The 14805-nt window shown below is 62.7% G+C and carries 13 protein-coding genes; 4 read left to right on the top strand and 9 right to left on the bottom strand.

Annotated elements, in window-relative coordinates; translation table 11 throughout:
* Window positions 1-38: 38 nt before the first annotated feature.
* Entirely contained in the window at window positions 39-827 is a 789-nt protein-coding gene (locus WFP36_RS14615; RefSeq protein WP_336981511.1) for a hypothetical protein, read from the bottom strand.
* Between the two features lie 107 nt (window positions 828-934).
* Window positions 935-4138, bottom strand: coding sequence for a TonB-dependent receptor domain-containing protein (locus WFP36_RS14610; protein ID WP_336981510.1), 3204 nt, complete (start codon window positions 4136-4138; stop codon window positions 935-937).
* A gap of 310 nt (window positions 4139-4448) precedes the next feature.
* Between WFP36_RS14610 and WFP36_RS14605 the strand changes: the two genes are divergently transcribed.
* The 4 genes from WFP36_RS14605 (at window position 4449) to WFP36_RS14590 (ending at window position 7336) form a co-directional block, all read left to right on the top strand.
* Complete coding sequence (locus tag WFP36_RS14605) at window positions 4449-5231, top strand: SDR family NAD(P)-dependent oxidoreductase (RefSeq protein ID WP_336981509.1); 783 nt, start codon at window positions 4449-4451, stop codon at window positions 5229-5231.
* Window positions 5232-5252: 21 nt separating this feature from the next.
* Window positions 5253-5876, top strand: coding sequence for a TetR family transcriptional regulator (locus tag WFP36_RS14600; RefSeq protein ID WP_336981507.1), 624 nt, complete (start codon window positions 5253-5255; stop codon window positions 5874-5876).
* Complete coding sequence (gene mtnP / locus WFP36_RS14595; RefSeq protein WP_336981505.1) at window positions 5873-6766, top strand: S-methyl-5'-thioadenosine phosphorylase; 894 nt, start codon at window positions 5873-5875, stop codon at window positions 6764-6766. The genes WFP36_RS14600 and mtnP overlap by 4 nt, the downstream gene beginning before the upstream one ends.
* 96 nt (window positions 6767-6862) lie before the next feature.
* Entirely contained in the window at window positions 6863-7336 is a 474-nt protein-coding gene (locus tag WFP36_RS14590; RefSeq protein WP_336981504.1) for a MarR family winged helix-turn-helix transcriptional regulator, read from the top strand.
* A 118-nt stretch (window positions 7337-7454) separates the two neighbouring features.
* On the opposite strand, the gene WFP36_RS14585 is transcribed toward WFP36_RS14590, so the two are convergent.
* The 7 genes from WFP36_RS14585 to WFP36_RS14555 form a co-directional block, all read right to left on the bottom strand.
* Window positions 7455-8465, bottom strand: coding sequence for a type II secretion system F family protein (locus WFP36_RS14585; protein WP_336981502.1), 1011 nt, complete (start codon window positions 8463-8465; stop codon window positions 7455-7457).
* 16 nt (window positions 8466-8481) lie between these two features.
* On the bottom strand, window positions 8482-9453 hold the full coding sequence (locus WFP36_RS14580; RefSeq protein WP_336981500.1) for a type II secretion system F family protein: 972 nt from the start codon (window positions 9451-9453) through the stop codon (window positions 8482-8484).
* Window positions 9454-9528: 75 nt separating this feature from the next.
* Window positions 9529-10821, bottom strand: coding sequence for a pilus assembly protein CpaE (locus WFP36_RS14575; protein ID WP_336981498.1), 1293 nt, complete (start codon window positions 10819-10821; stop codon window positions 9529-9531).
* Window positions 10822-10823: 2 nt separating this feature from the next.
* Entirely contained in the window at window positions 10824-11468 is a 645-nt protein-coding gene (locus tag WFP36_RS14570) for a CpaD family pilus assembly protein (RefSeq protein ID WP_336981497.1), read from the bottom strand.
* Between the two features lie 26 nt (window positions 11469-11494).
* A complete protein-coding gene (locus tag WFP36_RS14565; RefSeq protein WP_336981495.1) occupies window positions 11495-13027 on the bottom strand; it encodes a type II and III secretion system protein family protein in 1533 nt (510 codons plus the stop codon).
* Window positions 13028-13076: 49 nt separating this feature from the next.
* A complete protein-coding gene (cpaB, locus tag WFP36_RS14560; RefSeq protein ID WP_336981493.1) occupies window positions 13077-14123 on the bottom strand; it encodes a Flp pilus assembly protein CpaB in 1047 nt (348 codons plus the stop codon).
* 74 nt (window positions 14124-14197) lie between these two features.
* Entirely contained in the window at window positions 14198-14692 is a 495-nt protein-coding gene (locus tag WFP36_RS14555; RefSeq protein WP_336981491.1) for an A24 family peptidase, read from the bottom strand.
* Window positions 14693-14805: the final 113 nt, after the last annotated feature.

Genomic DNA, 14805 nt, shown 5'->3' with positions numbered 1-14805 from the left:
GACGGCCCCCTCTCTACCGAGCAGGGGGCCGTTTTCGTTCAGGCGTAGCCGAGCAACTCGCGCAGGCCGGGGGCGGCATAGTCCACCAGCTTGCGGTGCTTTTCGCCAAGCACCTTGGGAATGGCACTGCTGGCGATCGAGAGGTTCTCGCTGGCAGTGGAGCTTTGCTTGCGGTCGGAGCCGATCCGTACGCGCTCGCGCCAGTCGTCGGGCACGCTGGCAAGGCCGCAGGACTCGAACAGGCCCATGAAGAAGCTTTCCGCCGCAGTTCCTTCAAGGTCCTTCAACGCGGCGATGATATCCTCGTAACGGATCAGGGTGCAACCCGCGCCGATCCAACTGACGGCATTATGAGTATACATCTCACGCAGGCCCATGGTCTTCTGGTGCACGCCGAAGATCATCAGCGTGATCAGTGCATCGACTGACAGTTCCTGGTTCTTCACCAGCATGGAATTGTCGCCGAACTCCTCGGAGAGGAAGAAGCGCGCGCGCGCCAGCACCCAGGTATAGGGATCGCGTACCAGAACGATCTTGCGGACGTTGGAAGTTTCTACCGCCGATGCATCCGAAAACAGCAGGTGGCCCCAGCTCAGCATCTTGCGCTCGGGCTCGAAGGCCGTGAGGTGCTGCTGCATATTGCCCCACTGGATGAACTGTTTCTTGTAGTGGTCCTCCACCGGAACGAACATGCGCATGATGTTGCGCAGCAGGTGCGACCCGGACTTGGGCACACTGTTGAGAAACAGCGGCTCAGGCAGGCGGACCTGCTCGAACTTGAGGTTCTCTTCGTCGAGAGTGTCGGACTTCAGGCGAATACGGACCATGCTTGTTTCCGGCGCTTGCTTTCAGGTGACTTCGTGGAAGCTGGATAGAGGAAGGGCGGCAGGTTTGTCACCTGCCGCCCCTCTTTGTCCTTCCCTGGCGGGGAGGATCAGTACTTCACGTTCACGTTCAGGAAGCCGCGAGTACCGATCAGGTCGTACTGCGAGTAGAGCACGCCCTGGCCGTAGTTCTGGATTCCGTTGCCGCCGATGCTCGAGACACGCGGCGGAGTGGTGTTGAAGATGTTCGACACACCGGCGGTCACGCGAATGTGATCGCCGAATTCCCGGGTGACCGAGAGGTTGTGGTAGAACGTGGCATCGGTCGTCAGGTCGAGACAGACAGTGCCCAGCGTAACGTAGGTCGGGCACAGGGTGCCGTTGTCACGCAGCCAGTCGCCGGTGTCATCGGTGCCGCCGATCACGTCGACGCCGTAGAAGAAGCTCCACGGGCCGGTGTCGAGGGTGAGGTTGAAGTCACCGACCCACTTGGGTTCGCCGGCTTCACCATTGTCGTTCACCGGGAAACCTTCGAACAGGGCGACGCTGTCCTTCGTCTGCCAGGTCATCTGGCTCTGGAAGGTCAGGGTCGTGTCACCGGCGAAGTCGTGCACCGCACGGAACGTGACGTCGACACCGCGATTCTGCTGGCTCGCAACGTTGATGAAGCTGTCACGAACGAACGCGATGTTGCTCTGGTCGCCTTCGATGTAGTCCGGATCGCTGGGATCCAGGTCACCCACGCGGGCAAACAGGTCGCAGAGCGGATCGTTGGGGAAGAATTCCGACGCATAGCACTGCGCCAGAATGTTGCCCGCGCCGAACTGCGCGATTTCGCCCTTCACTTCGATGTCGAAGTAATCGACCGCCAGGCTGAACTGGGTGTTCGGCAGGAAGTCGAACTTCGGCGTCAGGACCATGCTGGCCGTCCACGCAGTCGAGGTTTCGGGATCGAGAAGCCCGAAGCCGCCGCCAGTGTAGATGTTGGCGCTGGAACCCGAACCATTGTGGTCCGGAGCAACGCCGTCCGCGGCGCAGTTGTCGGCAAAGCTCTGGCTGATAACGCCATCGGCCAGGTTGTTGCCCCAGTTGATGCAGGGATCGATATCGCGCTGGCTCAGGCCGCCCTTCTGGTCGGCCAGGAACTGCTCGAACAGGGCCGGGGCACGGTAGGACGTACCGTAGGTGCCACGGAAACGCAGCCAGTCGTTGACTGCCCAGTCCAGACCCAGCTTGTAGGTCCAGTTGCCGTTACGCGAGTCCGTCGCGCCATCGGATTCGCGGATCGCTTCCACGTTGGTGATGCGAGCTGCACCCGAGAAGTCGAGCGACTGGATCAGCGGAACATCGGCCAGGATCGGCACGTTGATTTCCGCGAAGGCTTCCTTGGTCTGGGTCGAACCGGAGGTGATGCCCGAGGACAGCGCCTGGAAGGCGTTGTTGGCAAGGGTGATCGCGCCCGGCGTATCCTTGATGTAGTCTTCGCGGTAGTTCACGCCCGCGGCGATACCGACGGCGCCGGCCGGCAGTTCGAAGAGATCGCCGGTGACGATCGCTTCCACATACCACTGGTCGTAACGGGTGTTGCCCGTTTCCCAATCGATGATGAAGTCACGCTCGGCATCGGTGTAGTCGCCGTACATCACGCGGCCCGTATACCATTCGACGTCGACGCAGGCCTTCTTGCTGATCGGAGTCACGTAGTTGGCAGGGCAGGGGCGGCCGCCGCGAGCCAGCGCGTCCTTGAGGCGCTGCTGGTTGCTGTAGCTGCCGTCCGAACGCGACCACTGGCCGTATACGTCCCACGACCAGTTGCTCGTGATATCGCCGCGCAGGCCGAGGACGGCGCGGTAATAGTCGACTTCAACCTTGCTGTCGTTCTGGTCGGTGTAGCCGGTCGGGCTGTAGAACACCGCACCGGTCCAGCCTTCGGCATTGGCGTTATAGGGGATGTAGAACTGTTCGGACGGGTCGATCACGCCGTCGCCGTCCACATCGTAGATGTAATCCAGCGTTTCGCCCCAGCCGAAGACGTAGGGCTGGGCCGAACCGTTCACATAGTTCTTGCGCTTGCTGAAGATGAACTCGCCATAGGCCTCGATCGAGTCGGTCAGTTCATACGAACCGTCGACATAGAGGGTGTAGCGGTCGGTCTGCGGAATGACCGTGTCGTTGTCCATCAGCGGGTGATAGTTGTTGCGGAAGCGGGCATCTTCCGGCGTTTCGCCGACGATGAACCAGCCTTCCGGAATGCCGGCCTGACCCGCATAGAGCGGGGAGGGGACCGGCTTCAGGAACTTGGCCAGCGTGCCGTCATAGTCGTACTGGAACAGATACACGCCGGTGCGGCCGTCGCTGCCCGGGATGTTGGGCTGGCCGAACTGCGGACCGTTGATCGGGTTACCTTCATCGTCCAGCGGATTGGCGAAGTCGTTGAAGTAGTCATAGGCCCACACGTGGCCCCAGGTGATGTTGCTTTCGTCACCGCCGCAGGCGAACTTGCCGCTGCGCGGATCGACCAGATCGGCGCGTTCGGTGAAGGTCTCGTCAGTGAAGACGTAGTTCTCTTCGCACTGCAGGTACTTGCGATCACCGCGGGCGAGTTCGTTGCGGCGATAATAGTTTGCCGAAACCAGGATGTGGCCGCGGTCGAAGGTCTTGCCCCAGGTAGCCGAGGCATTGAAGGTTTCGCCGCCCGACTGGAAGGGAGCCGAACCGAACAGGTCGAGTTCGATGCCATTGGTGTCGGTCTTGGTGATCAGGTTGACCACGCCGGCAACGGCGTCCGAACCGTAGATCGACGAGGCGCCGTCCTTGAGGATGTCGACGCTCTTAACGATCGACTGGGGCAGTACGTTGAGGTCGAAGGCGGAAACCGCACCGCGCGTACCGGCCGGGCCGGCGCGGCGGCCGTTGAGCAGCACCAGGGTGCGCTCGGCGCCGAGGCCACGCAGCGAGATCGTCTCGGTGCCGGTACCGCCGTTGGTGACGTAATTGTTGGAGATCGCAGCCGTCACCTGGCTCGAGCCGGCCGCGATCGGCGAGCCCTGGACCATGGAGGCCGTATCGATCATGCCCGACTTAACGGCGATGGCAGGGTCTACCACGGTCAGAGGAGCAGCCGAGCTGAACTCGTCGCGGCGGATGCGCGAACCGGTGACGATGATCGGCGTAGCAGACGGTTCGTCGCTAGTGGCTTCTGCCGAATCGTCCGAGGTGTCGGTGTCGTCCTGGGCAAGGACCGGCTGCGCCACCAGCATGATGGACAGCGCGAGAGGTGCTGCAGCACCCTTCAGACGGGATTGGATTTTCACAGATTCAGTCCCCATTACAGGCCCGGCTCCCCGCCGGGCGCTAGAAGTAGACGTTGTCCGGACAGCCCCCATTGCAGCGTGTCCGGACGACGAAATAGCATGTGTGCTGCCTACCACCTGCGGGAAGCCCGGTTTGGTTTCAATTCAAATTACTTTGCATTGCGGCATTCGTTGCCCGAATGTTGCAATCGCACAACAGTTGCAATCGAGACGAAATATTTGCCAGCTTAGCTGCCCGCTTGACCGGGCCGGACGACCTGCTTAGCCGGTCGCTTAATTTTCCGCCGATTCCGGCCCGAGGGAGGCTAGCTTGAAGATCGACAACACCGTTTCCGCCGTGATTACCGGCGGTGCTTCCGGCCTTGGCGAGGCAACGGCCCGCGCCCTTGCCGCGCGCGGGGCCAAGGTCGCCCTGTTCGACCTGCAGCAGGAAAAGGGCGAATCGGTCGCCGCTGAAATCGGCGGCATCTTCTGCCAGGTTGACGTGACGTCGGACGAATCCGTCGACGCCGGCTTTGCCAAGGCCCGCGCGGCCCATGGGCAGGAGCGCGTGCTGGTCAATTGTGCCGGGATCGGCACAATCGGTAAGACGACCCGCCGCGACCGCGAGACGGGGGCAATCTCGCATTTCCCCATCGCGGCCTTCGCCAAGACGCTGGAAGTCAACACAGTCGGCACGTTCCGCTGCATCGCCAAGGCGGCGGCGGGGATGATGACGCTCGATCCGCTGGAGGACAATGAGCGCGGGGCCATCGTCAACACCGCCTCGGTCGCGGCAGTCGATGGCCAGATGGGTCAGGCGGCCTATTCGGCGTCGAAGGGCGGCATTGTCGGCATGACCCTGCCCATCGCGCGCGACCTGATGAGCGAGGGCATTCGCGTCAATACGATCCTGCCGGGCATCTTCCGCACCCCGCTGCTGGCCGGTCTGCCGGAAGCGGCCCAGGAATCGCTGGCTGCGCAGGTACCGTTCCCCAAGCGCTTGGGACATCCGGAAGAATATGCCGCGCTGGTGATGACCATGATCGAGATCGGCTATTTCAACGGCGAGCACGTTCGGCTCGACGGCGCGATCCGGATGCAGCCGAAGTAAGGCAAGGCCGGGGGGCAGGGCATGGCGGCAGCACCGGACACCACGCTGGAGGCGCGCGAGCAATTGCTCGCGACCGCCTCTGCCATCATGCGCGAGACCGATACGGTCGATATCTCGCTGGCGCAGCTCAGCCGCCGCTCGGGGCTCAACTCGGCGCTGGTGAAATATTACTTCGGCAACAAGGCGGGGCTGATGAAGTCCCTGCTGGACCGCGACATGACCAGCGTGCTGGCCTCGGTCGATGCGCTGCTGGCTTCGGATCACGATCCCGAGACCAAGCTGCGCCGCCATATCTCGGCCGTGGTGGACCGCTTCTACGATGTGCCTTACATCCAGCGCCTGCTGATGCGGCTGATCCGCGAGAGCGAGGCGGTCGAGGCACAGCGGATCGCCAATACCTATCTCAGTCCGATCTATTCGGCCTATGACCGGCTGATCGGCGAAGGCGTGGAGGCGGGCGTGTTCCGCCAGGTCGATCCGCAGCTCTTCTATTTCAGCGTGACCGGCGCGGTGGACCGGTTCTTCTCGGCGCGGCTGTTCATGCGCTATTGCTTCGGAGAGGATGCCCTGTCCGAGGAATTGCGCGACCGCTATCGCGCGCATCTGATCGATTTCATCATGGCGGGATTGCTGAGGAACGGATGACTGCAAGCTGGCATATCGGCGTTATCGGCGGAACCGGCCTCTATGACGCCGAAGTGGTCGAGGAAGCGCAGCAGATCAGCGTGAGGAGCAGCTTTGGCGAGCCGTCCGGACCGGTGACCACCGGGCGGATCGGCGATGTCCGCTTCACTTTCCTCGCCCGCCACGGGGCCGGGCATCGTATCGCTCCGGGTGCGGTCAACTATCGCGCGAATATCGACGTGCTGAAGCGCTGTGGGGTGACCGATATCCTGTCTATCTCCGCCATCGGTTCGCTGCGCGAGGATTATGCGCCGGGCGGCTTCGTGGTGGTGGACCAGATGATCGACCGAACGCTGGGGCGGGAACGCAGCTTCTTCGGCGAAGGGCTTGTCGCTCATGTCAGCCTGGCCGATCCCACCTGTCCCCGTCTGTCCGCATTCGTCGGCGATGCGGCGGAAAAGGCAGGGGCAATCGTTCATCGGGGCGGTTGTTACGTAGCGATCGAAGGCCCGCAATTTTCCACCCGCGCCGAAAGCCACATGTATCGCGCCTGGGGGGCGGATGTGATCGGCATGACCGCCCTTCCGGAAGCGCGCCTCGCGCGGGAGGCAGAGCTGCCTTACGCCCTGCTTGCCATGGTCACTGACTACGATTGCTGGCGCGAAGGCGGCGAGGCAGTGGACGTGGAAGACGTCCTGCGGGTGATGCATGACAATGCGGGCAAGGCGCGCGCTGCCCTTACCGCCCTGGCCGGATTGCTGCCCAAGGAACGCAGCGCAAGCCCGATCGACACAGCGCTGGAGGGCGCGATCGTGACTGTGGCGGAAAAGCGGGACCCCGCACTTGTCGCACGTCTCGATGCCGTTGCAGGGCGCGTTCTGGGCCGGGCACTGCCAGCACAAAAGCGTTAGACAGAATTCGTCTGACAGCTTGTTTGTGCCATTTCGGGCGGGGTTACCGTTCGATACTTGCATTTCGCAATGCAAAATCGTTACAATAAAAACCATATGGACGTTCAATCGCCCCTCTCCGATTTCCTGCCTTACATGCTTTCGGTTACGTCGAATGCGGTCAGCGGGCGCATTGCACTCGAATATCGGAGCCGTTTCGGGCTGAAAGTTCCCGAATGGCGGGTGATGGCAGTGCTGGGCGATGCCGGGGCGCTGACGCAGCGCGAACTGACGGCAATGACGCTGATGGACAAGGTTGCCGTCAACCGGGCGTGCAAGGATCTGGAGGAACGAGGCCTTGCGTGGCGCCAGCCCAATACCAGGGATGGCCGTTCCCACCTGCTCGAGCTGACCGAGGAAGGGCGGCGCATGTATGGCGAGATCATGCCGCTCGCGCTCGAAATGGAACGCCGGTTACTCGCCAATTTCACGACTGAGGAGATCGCGGGCTTCAAGGCGCTGCTGGTGCGGTTGAAGAAGGAAGTGCGCGATCTGCATGCCGAAGGAATCGACAGCGGCAATTACGACTGACGCGTTTGCCTAATGCCGGAGCACGGCAGTTCCTATTCCATGAAATAGCGAAAGGCCCCCTCCCGCCTGGCGGGAAGGGGCCTTTTTGATGGCGCTTTGCTGTGCTGGCCTGACCGGATCAGCCGCCGCCGGGCCGATTGGCGAAAGTGTCGCCGATGGCACAGGTAGCCGGACCGAGGATCACGATGAACAGCACCGGCAGGATGAACAGGATCAGCGGAACTGTCATGATGGCGGGCAGGCGCGCAGCCTTTTCTTCCGCGCGCATCATGCGCTCGTTGCGGAATTCGGCCGACAAGACACGCAGCGAGGAAGCCAGAGGCGTACCGTAGCGCTCGGTCTGGATCATGGTCGTCACCACGCCGCGCACCGAATCGAGATCGACACGATAAGCGAGGTTCTCGAAAGCCATCCTGCGTTCGGTGAGGAAGGACAGCTCGATCGAAGCGAGCATGAACTCGTCGCCCAGTTCCGGATAGGCGCGGCCAAGCTCCTTTGCCACGCGGGCAAAGGCGGCGTCCACGGTCAGGCCCGCTTCCGCGCAGATGACCAGCAGGTCCAGCGCATCGGGCAGGCCCTTGCGGATGGCATGCGAACGCTTGGAGATCTTGTTGCTCAGGAACAGGTCCGGCGCCTTGTAGCCTGCGATCACCATTACGGCGAAGGCCATGAAGCGCTTGAAGCTGCCCCATTCGGGGAAAGTGTTGCTCCAATAAACGAGCACCACCGCGATAACGCCCAGCACGATCGGAAGGACCATGCGCGCGAAGATCACCGCGACAGCCCATTCCTTGTTGCGGTAACCCGCCTGGGCCAGCTTCTGCTGGATCTGCTTCACCTGGCTGTCCTGAAGGACCTTCATCCCCGTCAGGGCGTCCTTCATGCGGTCGGTCGTCTCGGTCTTGCGGACGAGGCTCTGGCGCTTCTTGGCCGTGGCAGTGACGATGCCTGCCTTCAGTTCTTCGCGCCGGGCATTGAGCGTTTTCACCCTGCGGGCCATCGGATCGCGCACGGTGATAGCGGCATAGACCGCCATCATCGCGGCGAGCGCGGCAACGCCGGCCAGAATGCTGCCGACGGCAATGACGTCAACGCCGAGGAGTGTGGGTCCGGGAGGTGTGCCGATCATGTTCTTTTCCTCCCGATCAGATTTCGAAGCTGACCATCTTGGCCATGATCAACGCGCCGATACCCATCCAGATAAAGCCGCCGATACCCGCGACCATCAGGCGCTCGTCGACGAAGAAGTCGTTCAGATAGTTCGGATTGACCCAGTAGATCATCGCGAAGACCAGAAAGGGCAGGGCGCCCACGATATAGGCGGAAGCCTTGGATTCAGAGCTCATCGCCCTGATCTTCAGCTTCATCTGGGCGCGCTTGCGCAGCACGTCCGACAGGTTGGAGAGCGTTTCGGCCAGATTGCCGCCGGTCTCGCGCTGGATTGCCAGTGTGATGCAGAAAAACTGGAATTCGGGCGTGCCAAGGCGGTCGGCCGTGACCTGGAGCGCTTCCTCCATGGAGCGACCAACCTTGATCCGGTCCACGATCGCGCGGAATTCCTCGCCCACCGGGCCCGGAATTTCGCTCGCGACGACCGTCAGCGTCTCGGTCACCGGAAGGCCCGAGCGAAGGCCGCGCACCAGCAGTTCGAGCGCGTCGGGGAATTTGGAGTTGAAGGAATTGGTGCGCTTCTTGATGAAGTAGTTCACCGCCATGTGCGGCAGGCCGGCGCCGATCAGCAGGCCGATGCCCAGCGACAGCAGCAGGGCTCCGCTCTTCAGATAGACGATCACCGCCAGGGCCAGCGCAATGCCGACCGACGTATAAATATATTGAGTGACGGTCCAGCTCTTGCCGCTGCGATGCAGGCGCAGTGCAAGGGCCTCGATACGCGAACTGGACCCGGCGATGCGGTGCATCTTGGGCTTGCGCGCGGCAATGGCCTTCTTGAGCTGGGATTCGACCTTGTCGACTGTGCTTTCCGAGTGGCGATACCGCACCGACTGGAGACGTCGGGCACTTTCCTTCGCCGCCGAAGGGCCAGCGAAGGCAGCATAGATCAGCCCCAGCACACTGGTGATGGCGAAGACGAACAGCCCGATCTGCAGAATGTTCATTGCCTGGCTCTGCCTTCCTAACCTGCTTCAAGCGACGCGGGGGCGGCGTAGATGTGCCACCCCCGGTCGATGTTCTTATTCGACCGCTTCGGCAGCCCTCTTGCTGCCCTTCTTGGCAATCAGCGACTTGAGGTCGAACTTGCCGAGCAGCGACGATTTGACGCCTGCCTCATGGTGCTGCAGCGCGGCTTCTTCAGCGCCCATGCCGATCACCGCATTGGCCACGTCCCGCACCACGGCTGCCGCCTTGCTGGAGCGGTTGGCGTCGACGAAGGTCTGGCCGAGCTTGGCGGCATTGACCGCGGCGCGCTGGTCGTAGGGGATGGCGAAGTCGATCTTGCGTTCGATCGAGGCTTCGAAATCCGGCTTGCTGATTTCCACCAGGCCCTGCTGCATCTTGTTGGCGACGATCACCGGAGTGGCGTGCGGCGCGTTCGACTTCAGCCAGGAAAGAATGCGGATCGCATCGCGCGCCGAAGCCAGCGTCAGTTCGGTCGCCAGGACGACGACGTTCACATCAGCGAGCAGATGCGGAAAGTTGATCAACATGTTCCGCGGAAGATCGATCACCGTCATCTCGAAAGCGTGACGGAATTCCTCTTCCAGCTGCACGAAGGCAGAGCCGTCGGTGATCAGTGGGGAGTTGATCGGCGCTTCTGCCGAGAGGATCGAGAGATTGTCATTCGCGCGGATCATCGCGCGTTCGATGAACAGTCCGTCGATGCGGCTGGGATTGTCGATCGCATCGGTCAGGCCGCGGCCGGGCTCGAGGTCGAGCGTCAGCGCGCCGGTGCCGAAATGGACATCGAGGTCCAGCAGCGCGGTCGGCATCTTGTGCTCTGTCGCGAACAGCCAGGCCAGCGAGGTTACCAGCGTCGATGCGCCGACCCCGCCGCGCGTCCCCACGACAGCGGTCGAGATGTGGCGCTTGGCCGCATTTGCATCGCTCGCCTTGGGTGACGAAAATACCGCCTGCGCCTGAACCAGCGCATCGCGCACCTGCCCCGACGAAAGCGGCTTGAGCAGGTAGTCGTGAATGCCGCTGGCCAGCAGATCGCGATAGAGGCGCACGTCGTTGACCTGCCCGATGGCGATCACCACCGTGCCCGGTTCGCAGACTTCGGCCAGCGCGTTGATGTCGTTCAGCGGATCGCCGCTTTCCGACAGGTCGACCATCAGGATGTTCGGGCTCGCCGTGACCGAGAGCGACTGGACTGCATTGCGCAGGCCGCCCTTGGCGCACTTCTCGGGTTGCCAGCCCATTTCGATGACGACGGGGCGCAGGACATCCAGCGCGGTCTCGTCGCAAACGAAGGCTGCGAAGGGGTCACGTCCGTTGGGCGTTCCGGCTTTCCAGGGCGCGTTCATGCTCAATTACCTCCGCTGCCGCTGCTGGTGGAGTTGGTCGTGAGGCCGCCCTGACCGGTCGGCTTCTTCTCGCGATAGGTGGCGATCGCCTTGTTCGACGTCATGATCACCGTTTCGCCGGTGCCCTTGGCGCCGTGGATCAGATGTTCCGGATCGGCCACCATCGAGGCAAGGTTGCTGTTTACCGCGCAACCGAAACCGTCATTGGTGCCGTTGTTGAAATTCGTGGTCGACCGGCCACCCCAGTCCGGGCAGCCCGGCACCGAGGCCTTGGAACGAGTGACGACGATGCGGGCCATACCGGGCGTAACCACGCCTTCGGTAACCGGTGCGCCATCGCTCACCAGAATGCCATAACGTGCCGCGATTTCGGCGATCTTCTCGCGCGTGGCGGTGCTGGCAAGCGGATCGTCGATAGAGACGCGATCGCCATAGCCCAGTTCCATGGCCTTGAACCATTCGCTCAGGCGTTGCTGTTCGGAAATGGTCAGACCACCCGAACCGGCGCTGACGTCGAAAGTGTAGTTCGACCGTTCGACCACCGGCTGCTTGATCGAATCGAGCGAGCGGTTGGTGGGCTCGCTGGCGCAAGCAGTAAGGGAAAGCCCCAGAGTGAGAGCCAGTGCCGTGGCGACGGGTTTGGTCATGCGGATGAGCATTGTGTTCACCTTTCTCACTTGAGGCTGAAGCCGGGAACGACGTCGGCTTCGGCGCGGCGTTCGGCCTGGCCGTTGCGCGGGCGATCCTTGTCGTCGTAATCGTCGAGGCCGAGCTTGGGCGCGCTTGCGCCTTCGCCCACCGAGGTCGGCTTGGGACGAACGCCGCCGGTCACACCGTCATTTTCGAGATTACCCAGCAATTGCTGGATCGCAGTCGGCGCACGGAGGCCGTCCGTCGGCAGCTTGATGTCATTCGCATCGACCGGGTTCACCAGATAAGGCGTGACCACGATCACCAGCTCGGTTTGACCCTTGCGGAATTCGGTCGACTTGAACAGATTGCCCAGGATCGGCACGTCGCCAAGGCCGGGGGCCTTGTCGATCGAGTTCTGCGCGTTGTTGCTCAGCAGGCCGGCGATCATGAAGCTCTGGCCGGAGCCGAGTTCCACAGTCGTCTCGGCGCGGCGCACAGTGAGAGCAGGGACGGTGAAGTTGTTCATCGTCACTGCGCCCTGGCTCGAAAGCTCGGATACTTCCGGGCGTACTCGGATCGATATCCGGCCATTCGAAAGCACGGTAGGCGTATAGGCCAGGCTGACGCCGTATTTCTTGTATTCGACCGAAGTCGTGCCCAAGCCCTGGCTCGTCAGGATCGGAAACTCGCCGCCGGCGAGGAAATCCGCCGTTTCGCCCGAGAGTGCCGTCAGGTTTGGCTGCGAAAGAGTGGTAACGAGACCATTCTTTTCGGCAAGGTCAAGCGCACCCAGAATGTCGAGCCCCAGAAGCTTGCCATTCATGGCGAGGCTGGTCCCGCTCTCGGCGTTGTCGAGGACAGTGTAGCCGTCGGAAGGTTCCCACCCACCGGTCACCAGTGGGCCACCGGGCGTCCACTGCGAACCCAGGCCCCGACCTTGCCCGATGCCGAACTTAAACCCGCTCGTCCCGTCGATCGAATTGAGATGGGTGCCGAGCGAACGCACCAGCGAACGGCTGACTTCGGCGAATTTCACCTGCAGGTTCACCTGCAGCGGAGTGGCCGTCTTGAGGCGGCTCACCACATTGGCATTGTCGCCCATGAAGGCCTTCACCAGGCGCTCCGCCTCGGCCGCGTCCTCGGGCGCGGCGACGGTGCCGGTCAGCAGCACGGTGTTGCTGCTCATGGTGGCAACCGAAACCTTGGCATCGGGCATGGCCAGCGCCAGCATCTGATCGATGCTGTCGATGTTCGAACCGACGCGGATATTGGCCGCCCACACCACATCGCCCGAAGCGTTGCTGGCGTAGACTGTCGTTTCGCCGCCGGAGAGCCCGAAGACGTAGAGCTGGCGCTGCGACTTCACCTGGACGTCGGCAATCGCTTCATTGGCGACGAAGATGTCGGCCATGTTGCCCGGCACGCTGACCAGCTGGCCACGGCCCACGGAAAGCACGATGTCGGTGGAAGGCCGCATCACGGACTGGGCGTAGGCCACGCCCGAAGGCGCTGTGGCCATCGGGATGGCGGCTACGGCTGCAGTCAGCATGGTGGCGATAAGGCGGCGGTTCATGATTTTGCCCCTCGATTGAATTCGCTCGCTTGTCGCGGTGGTCATGGCTTTACTTGCCGACCGGAACCGCGACGGTGTTCTTGCCCCGCGTGACGTTGACTACCGGGCCGGTACGGACCGGTGCCGGAGCGCTGCGCGAGCCGGAGTTGCCGGAGTTGAAGCCGGTATTGTTGTAGGCCATGGCGGCGGGCGGCGGCGCGGCTTCGGTGCGCGGCATGGAGCTGCGCTGGAAGCGCGACACATCGCCGCCGGTCACGAAGCTGCTGGCTCCGTCGCGCGGGCGGCTCATCGCCGTGCGCAGGATCTTTTCCTCTTCGGCCTTGGAAGCGCCTTCCGGCACGTTCACTTCGCCCGAGGCAATTGCCCGCTCGAGGTCGGTCTGATTGTCGGCGATGGAGCGCAGCGAGAGGCTGAGCGTGCCGATCGTCTGGGCGACGGCGACCTTTTCGGCGATCTTGGGCGTGACTTCCAGAGTTACGGTGCGGAAATCGCGGACCACGGTCTTGCCATCGGGCGTGTGCGTGGTTTCGGTCGACTGGTCGGTCGCCAGCACGCGGATGTTGCGCAGGATCGTTTCGGCAGCCTTCAGCGGCTGGCCGCCGCCACCGGCATCCTTGGCATTGACGGTCTGGGTCAGCACCAGGTCGACGCGGTCGCCCGGGAAGACGAAGCCGCCCACGCCGGTCTTGGCCGAGACGGGAACCGTCACGGCGCGCATGCCCGGGCCGAGAGCGGCGGCAAGGAAGCCACGATCGCCGGGGGCGACGAGCGAACCCTGCGTCACCGGCTCACCGGCAGTGATCGGGTGGCGCACCACAGTGCCCAGAAGGGTGTTCATGTCGGATTCGCCGTCGATGAAGTAGGCGTCCTGAACCATTTCCTTCGGCCACAGCTGATAGGAAACCGCATCGGCGGTGATGATCGTGCCAATCGGCAGCGCGCGCTGCGCCACCAGCACCTTGGGGCCTTCCGGCTCCTGAGGCGCGGCTGCGGCCTGAGGGGCAGAGGAGCCCGCGAACATGCTACGCGCCGCCATGGCCGTACCGATCGCGATGATCAGTGCCCCCAGCAGCAGTACCAGTTTCTTCCTGTCCATGGTGCGTCAAGCCCCCTCAATGGCCGCCGGGAATTCAGAAACCCGATCTTCGGCCAGAATGGTTAAAATCCCGTTCACCCCAAATTCCCGCCTGCAGCGTGGGCTGCGGGCAGGTAATTCGCGGCAAGGACCCACAGTCCCCCGATTGCGATTGCGACCCCGTAAGGCACGGCCAGCCGGTCGCGCTGGCGGCGGGCGATGTGCCACGCGCCGAACACGATAGTCAGAAGGCCGCCCACCAGTGCCATGACGATCAGCAGGCTCAGGAACTGGGTCGGCGGGATCCACAGCGCGAGTGCGGTAAGCAGCTTCACGTCGCCGCCGCCCATCGCCCGCAGGGCGAACAACACGGCAAGGATGGCAAAGCATGCCGCCGCAACGCCCAGCTGGATCGCCACGCCGGGCCACAGCGAAAGCCCGCTGGCCCACCAGAAGAGCGGAGCGCCCAGAGCGATGGCCGCGTTCAGCCAGTTCGCGATCTGACGCGAACGCAAGTCGGTAAAAGCTGCCACAAGCAGTGCAATTGCCAAGGCGGCAAGCAATCCGTACTGGATCGAAGCGTCGTCCATATAGGCCCCCTGATGGTCTCAGAAGGCACGGGTACTCTTAAGGGCTTACCAAAAAGTAACCACGGGCAGGAGGCTCACATTAGCCACGCAATCGAAGCGCAGAGCTGTTCTTT

The sequence above is a fragment of the Fulverythrobacter fulvus genome, assembly GCF_037154085.1.
Taxonomy (GTDB): Bacteria; Pseudomonadota; Alphaproteobacteria; order Sphingomonadales; family Sphingomonadaceae; genus Andeanibacterium; species Andeanibacterium fulvum.
This window is presented reverse-complemented; position numbering and strand designations above follow the sequence as displayed.

Bases quoted from the DNA above. Each gene is read 5' to 3' on its own strand.
- WFP36_RS14615 (WP_336981511.1), bottom strand. From the start codon at position 827: ATGGTCCGTATTCGCCTGAAGTCCGACACTCTCGACGAAGAGAACCTC.
- WFP36_RS14600 (WP_336981507.1), top strand. From the start codon at position 5,253: ATGGCGGCAGCACCGGACACCACGCTGGAGGCGCGCGAGCAATTGCTC.
- mtnP (WP_336981505.1), top strand. From the start codon at position 5,873: ATGACTGCAAGCTGGCATATCGGCGTTATCGGCGGAACCGGCCTCTAT.
- WFP36_RS14590 (WP_336981504.1), top strand. From the start codon at position 6,863: ATGGACGTTCAATCGCCCCTCTCCGATTTCCTGCCTTACATGCTTTCG.
- WFP36_RS14585 (WP_336981502.1), bottom strand. From the start codon at position 8,465: ATGATCGGCACACCTCCCGGACCCACACTCCTCGGCGTTGACGTCATT.
- WFP36_RS14580 (WP_336981500.1), bottom strand. From the start codon at position 9,453: ATGAACATTCTGCAGATCGGGCTGTTCGTCTTCGCCATCACCAGTGTG.
- WFP36_RS14575 (WP_336981498.1), bottom strand. From the start codon at position 10,821: ATGAACGCGCCCTGGAAAGCCGGAACGCCCAACGGACGTGACCCCTTC.
- WFP36_RS14570 (WP_336981497.1), bottom strand. From the start codon at position 11,468: ATGACCAAACCCGTCGCCACGGCACTGGCTCTCACTCTGGGGCTTTCC.
- WFP36_RS14565 (WP_336981495.1), bottom strand. From the start codon at position 13,027: ATGAACCGCCGCCTTATCGCCACCATGCTGACTGCAGCCGTAGCCGCC.
- cpaB (WP_336981493.1), bottom strand. From the start codon at position 14,123: ATGGACAGGAAGAAACTGGTACTGCTGCTGGGGGCACTGATCATCGCG.
- WFP36_RS14555 (WP_336981491.1), bottom strand. From the start codon at position 14,692: ATGGACGACGCTTCGATCCAGTACGGATTGCTTGCCGCCTTGGCAATT.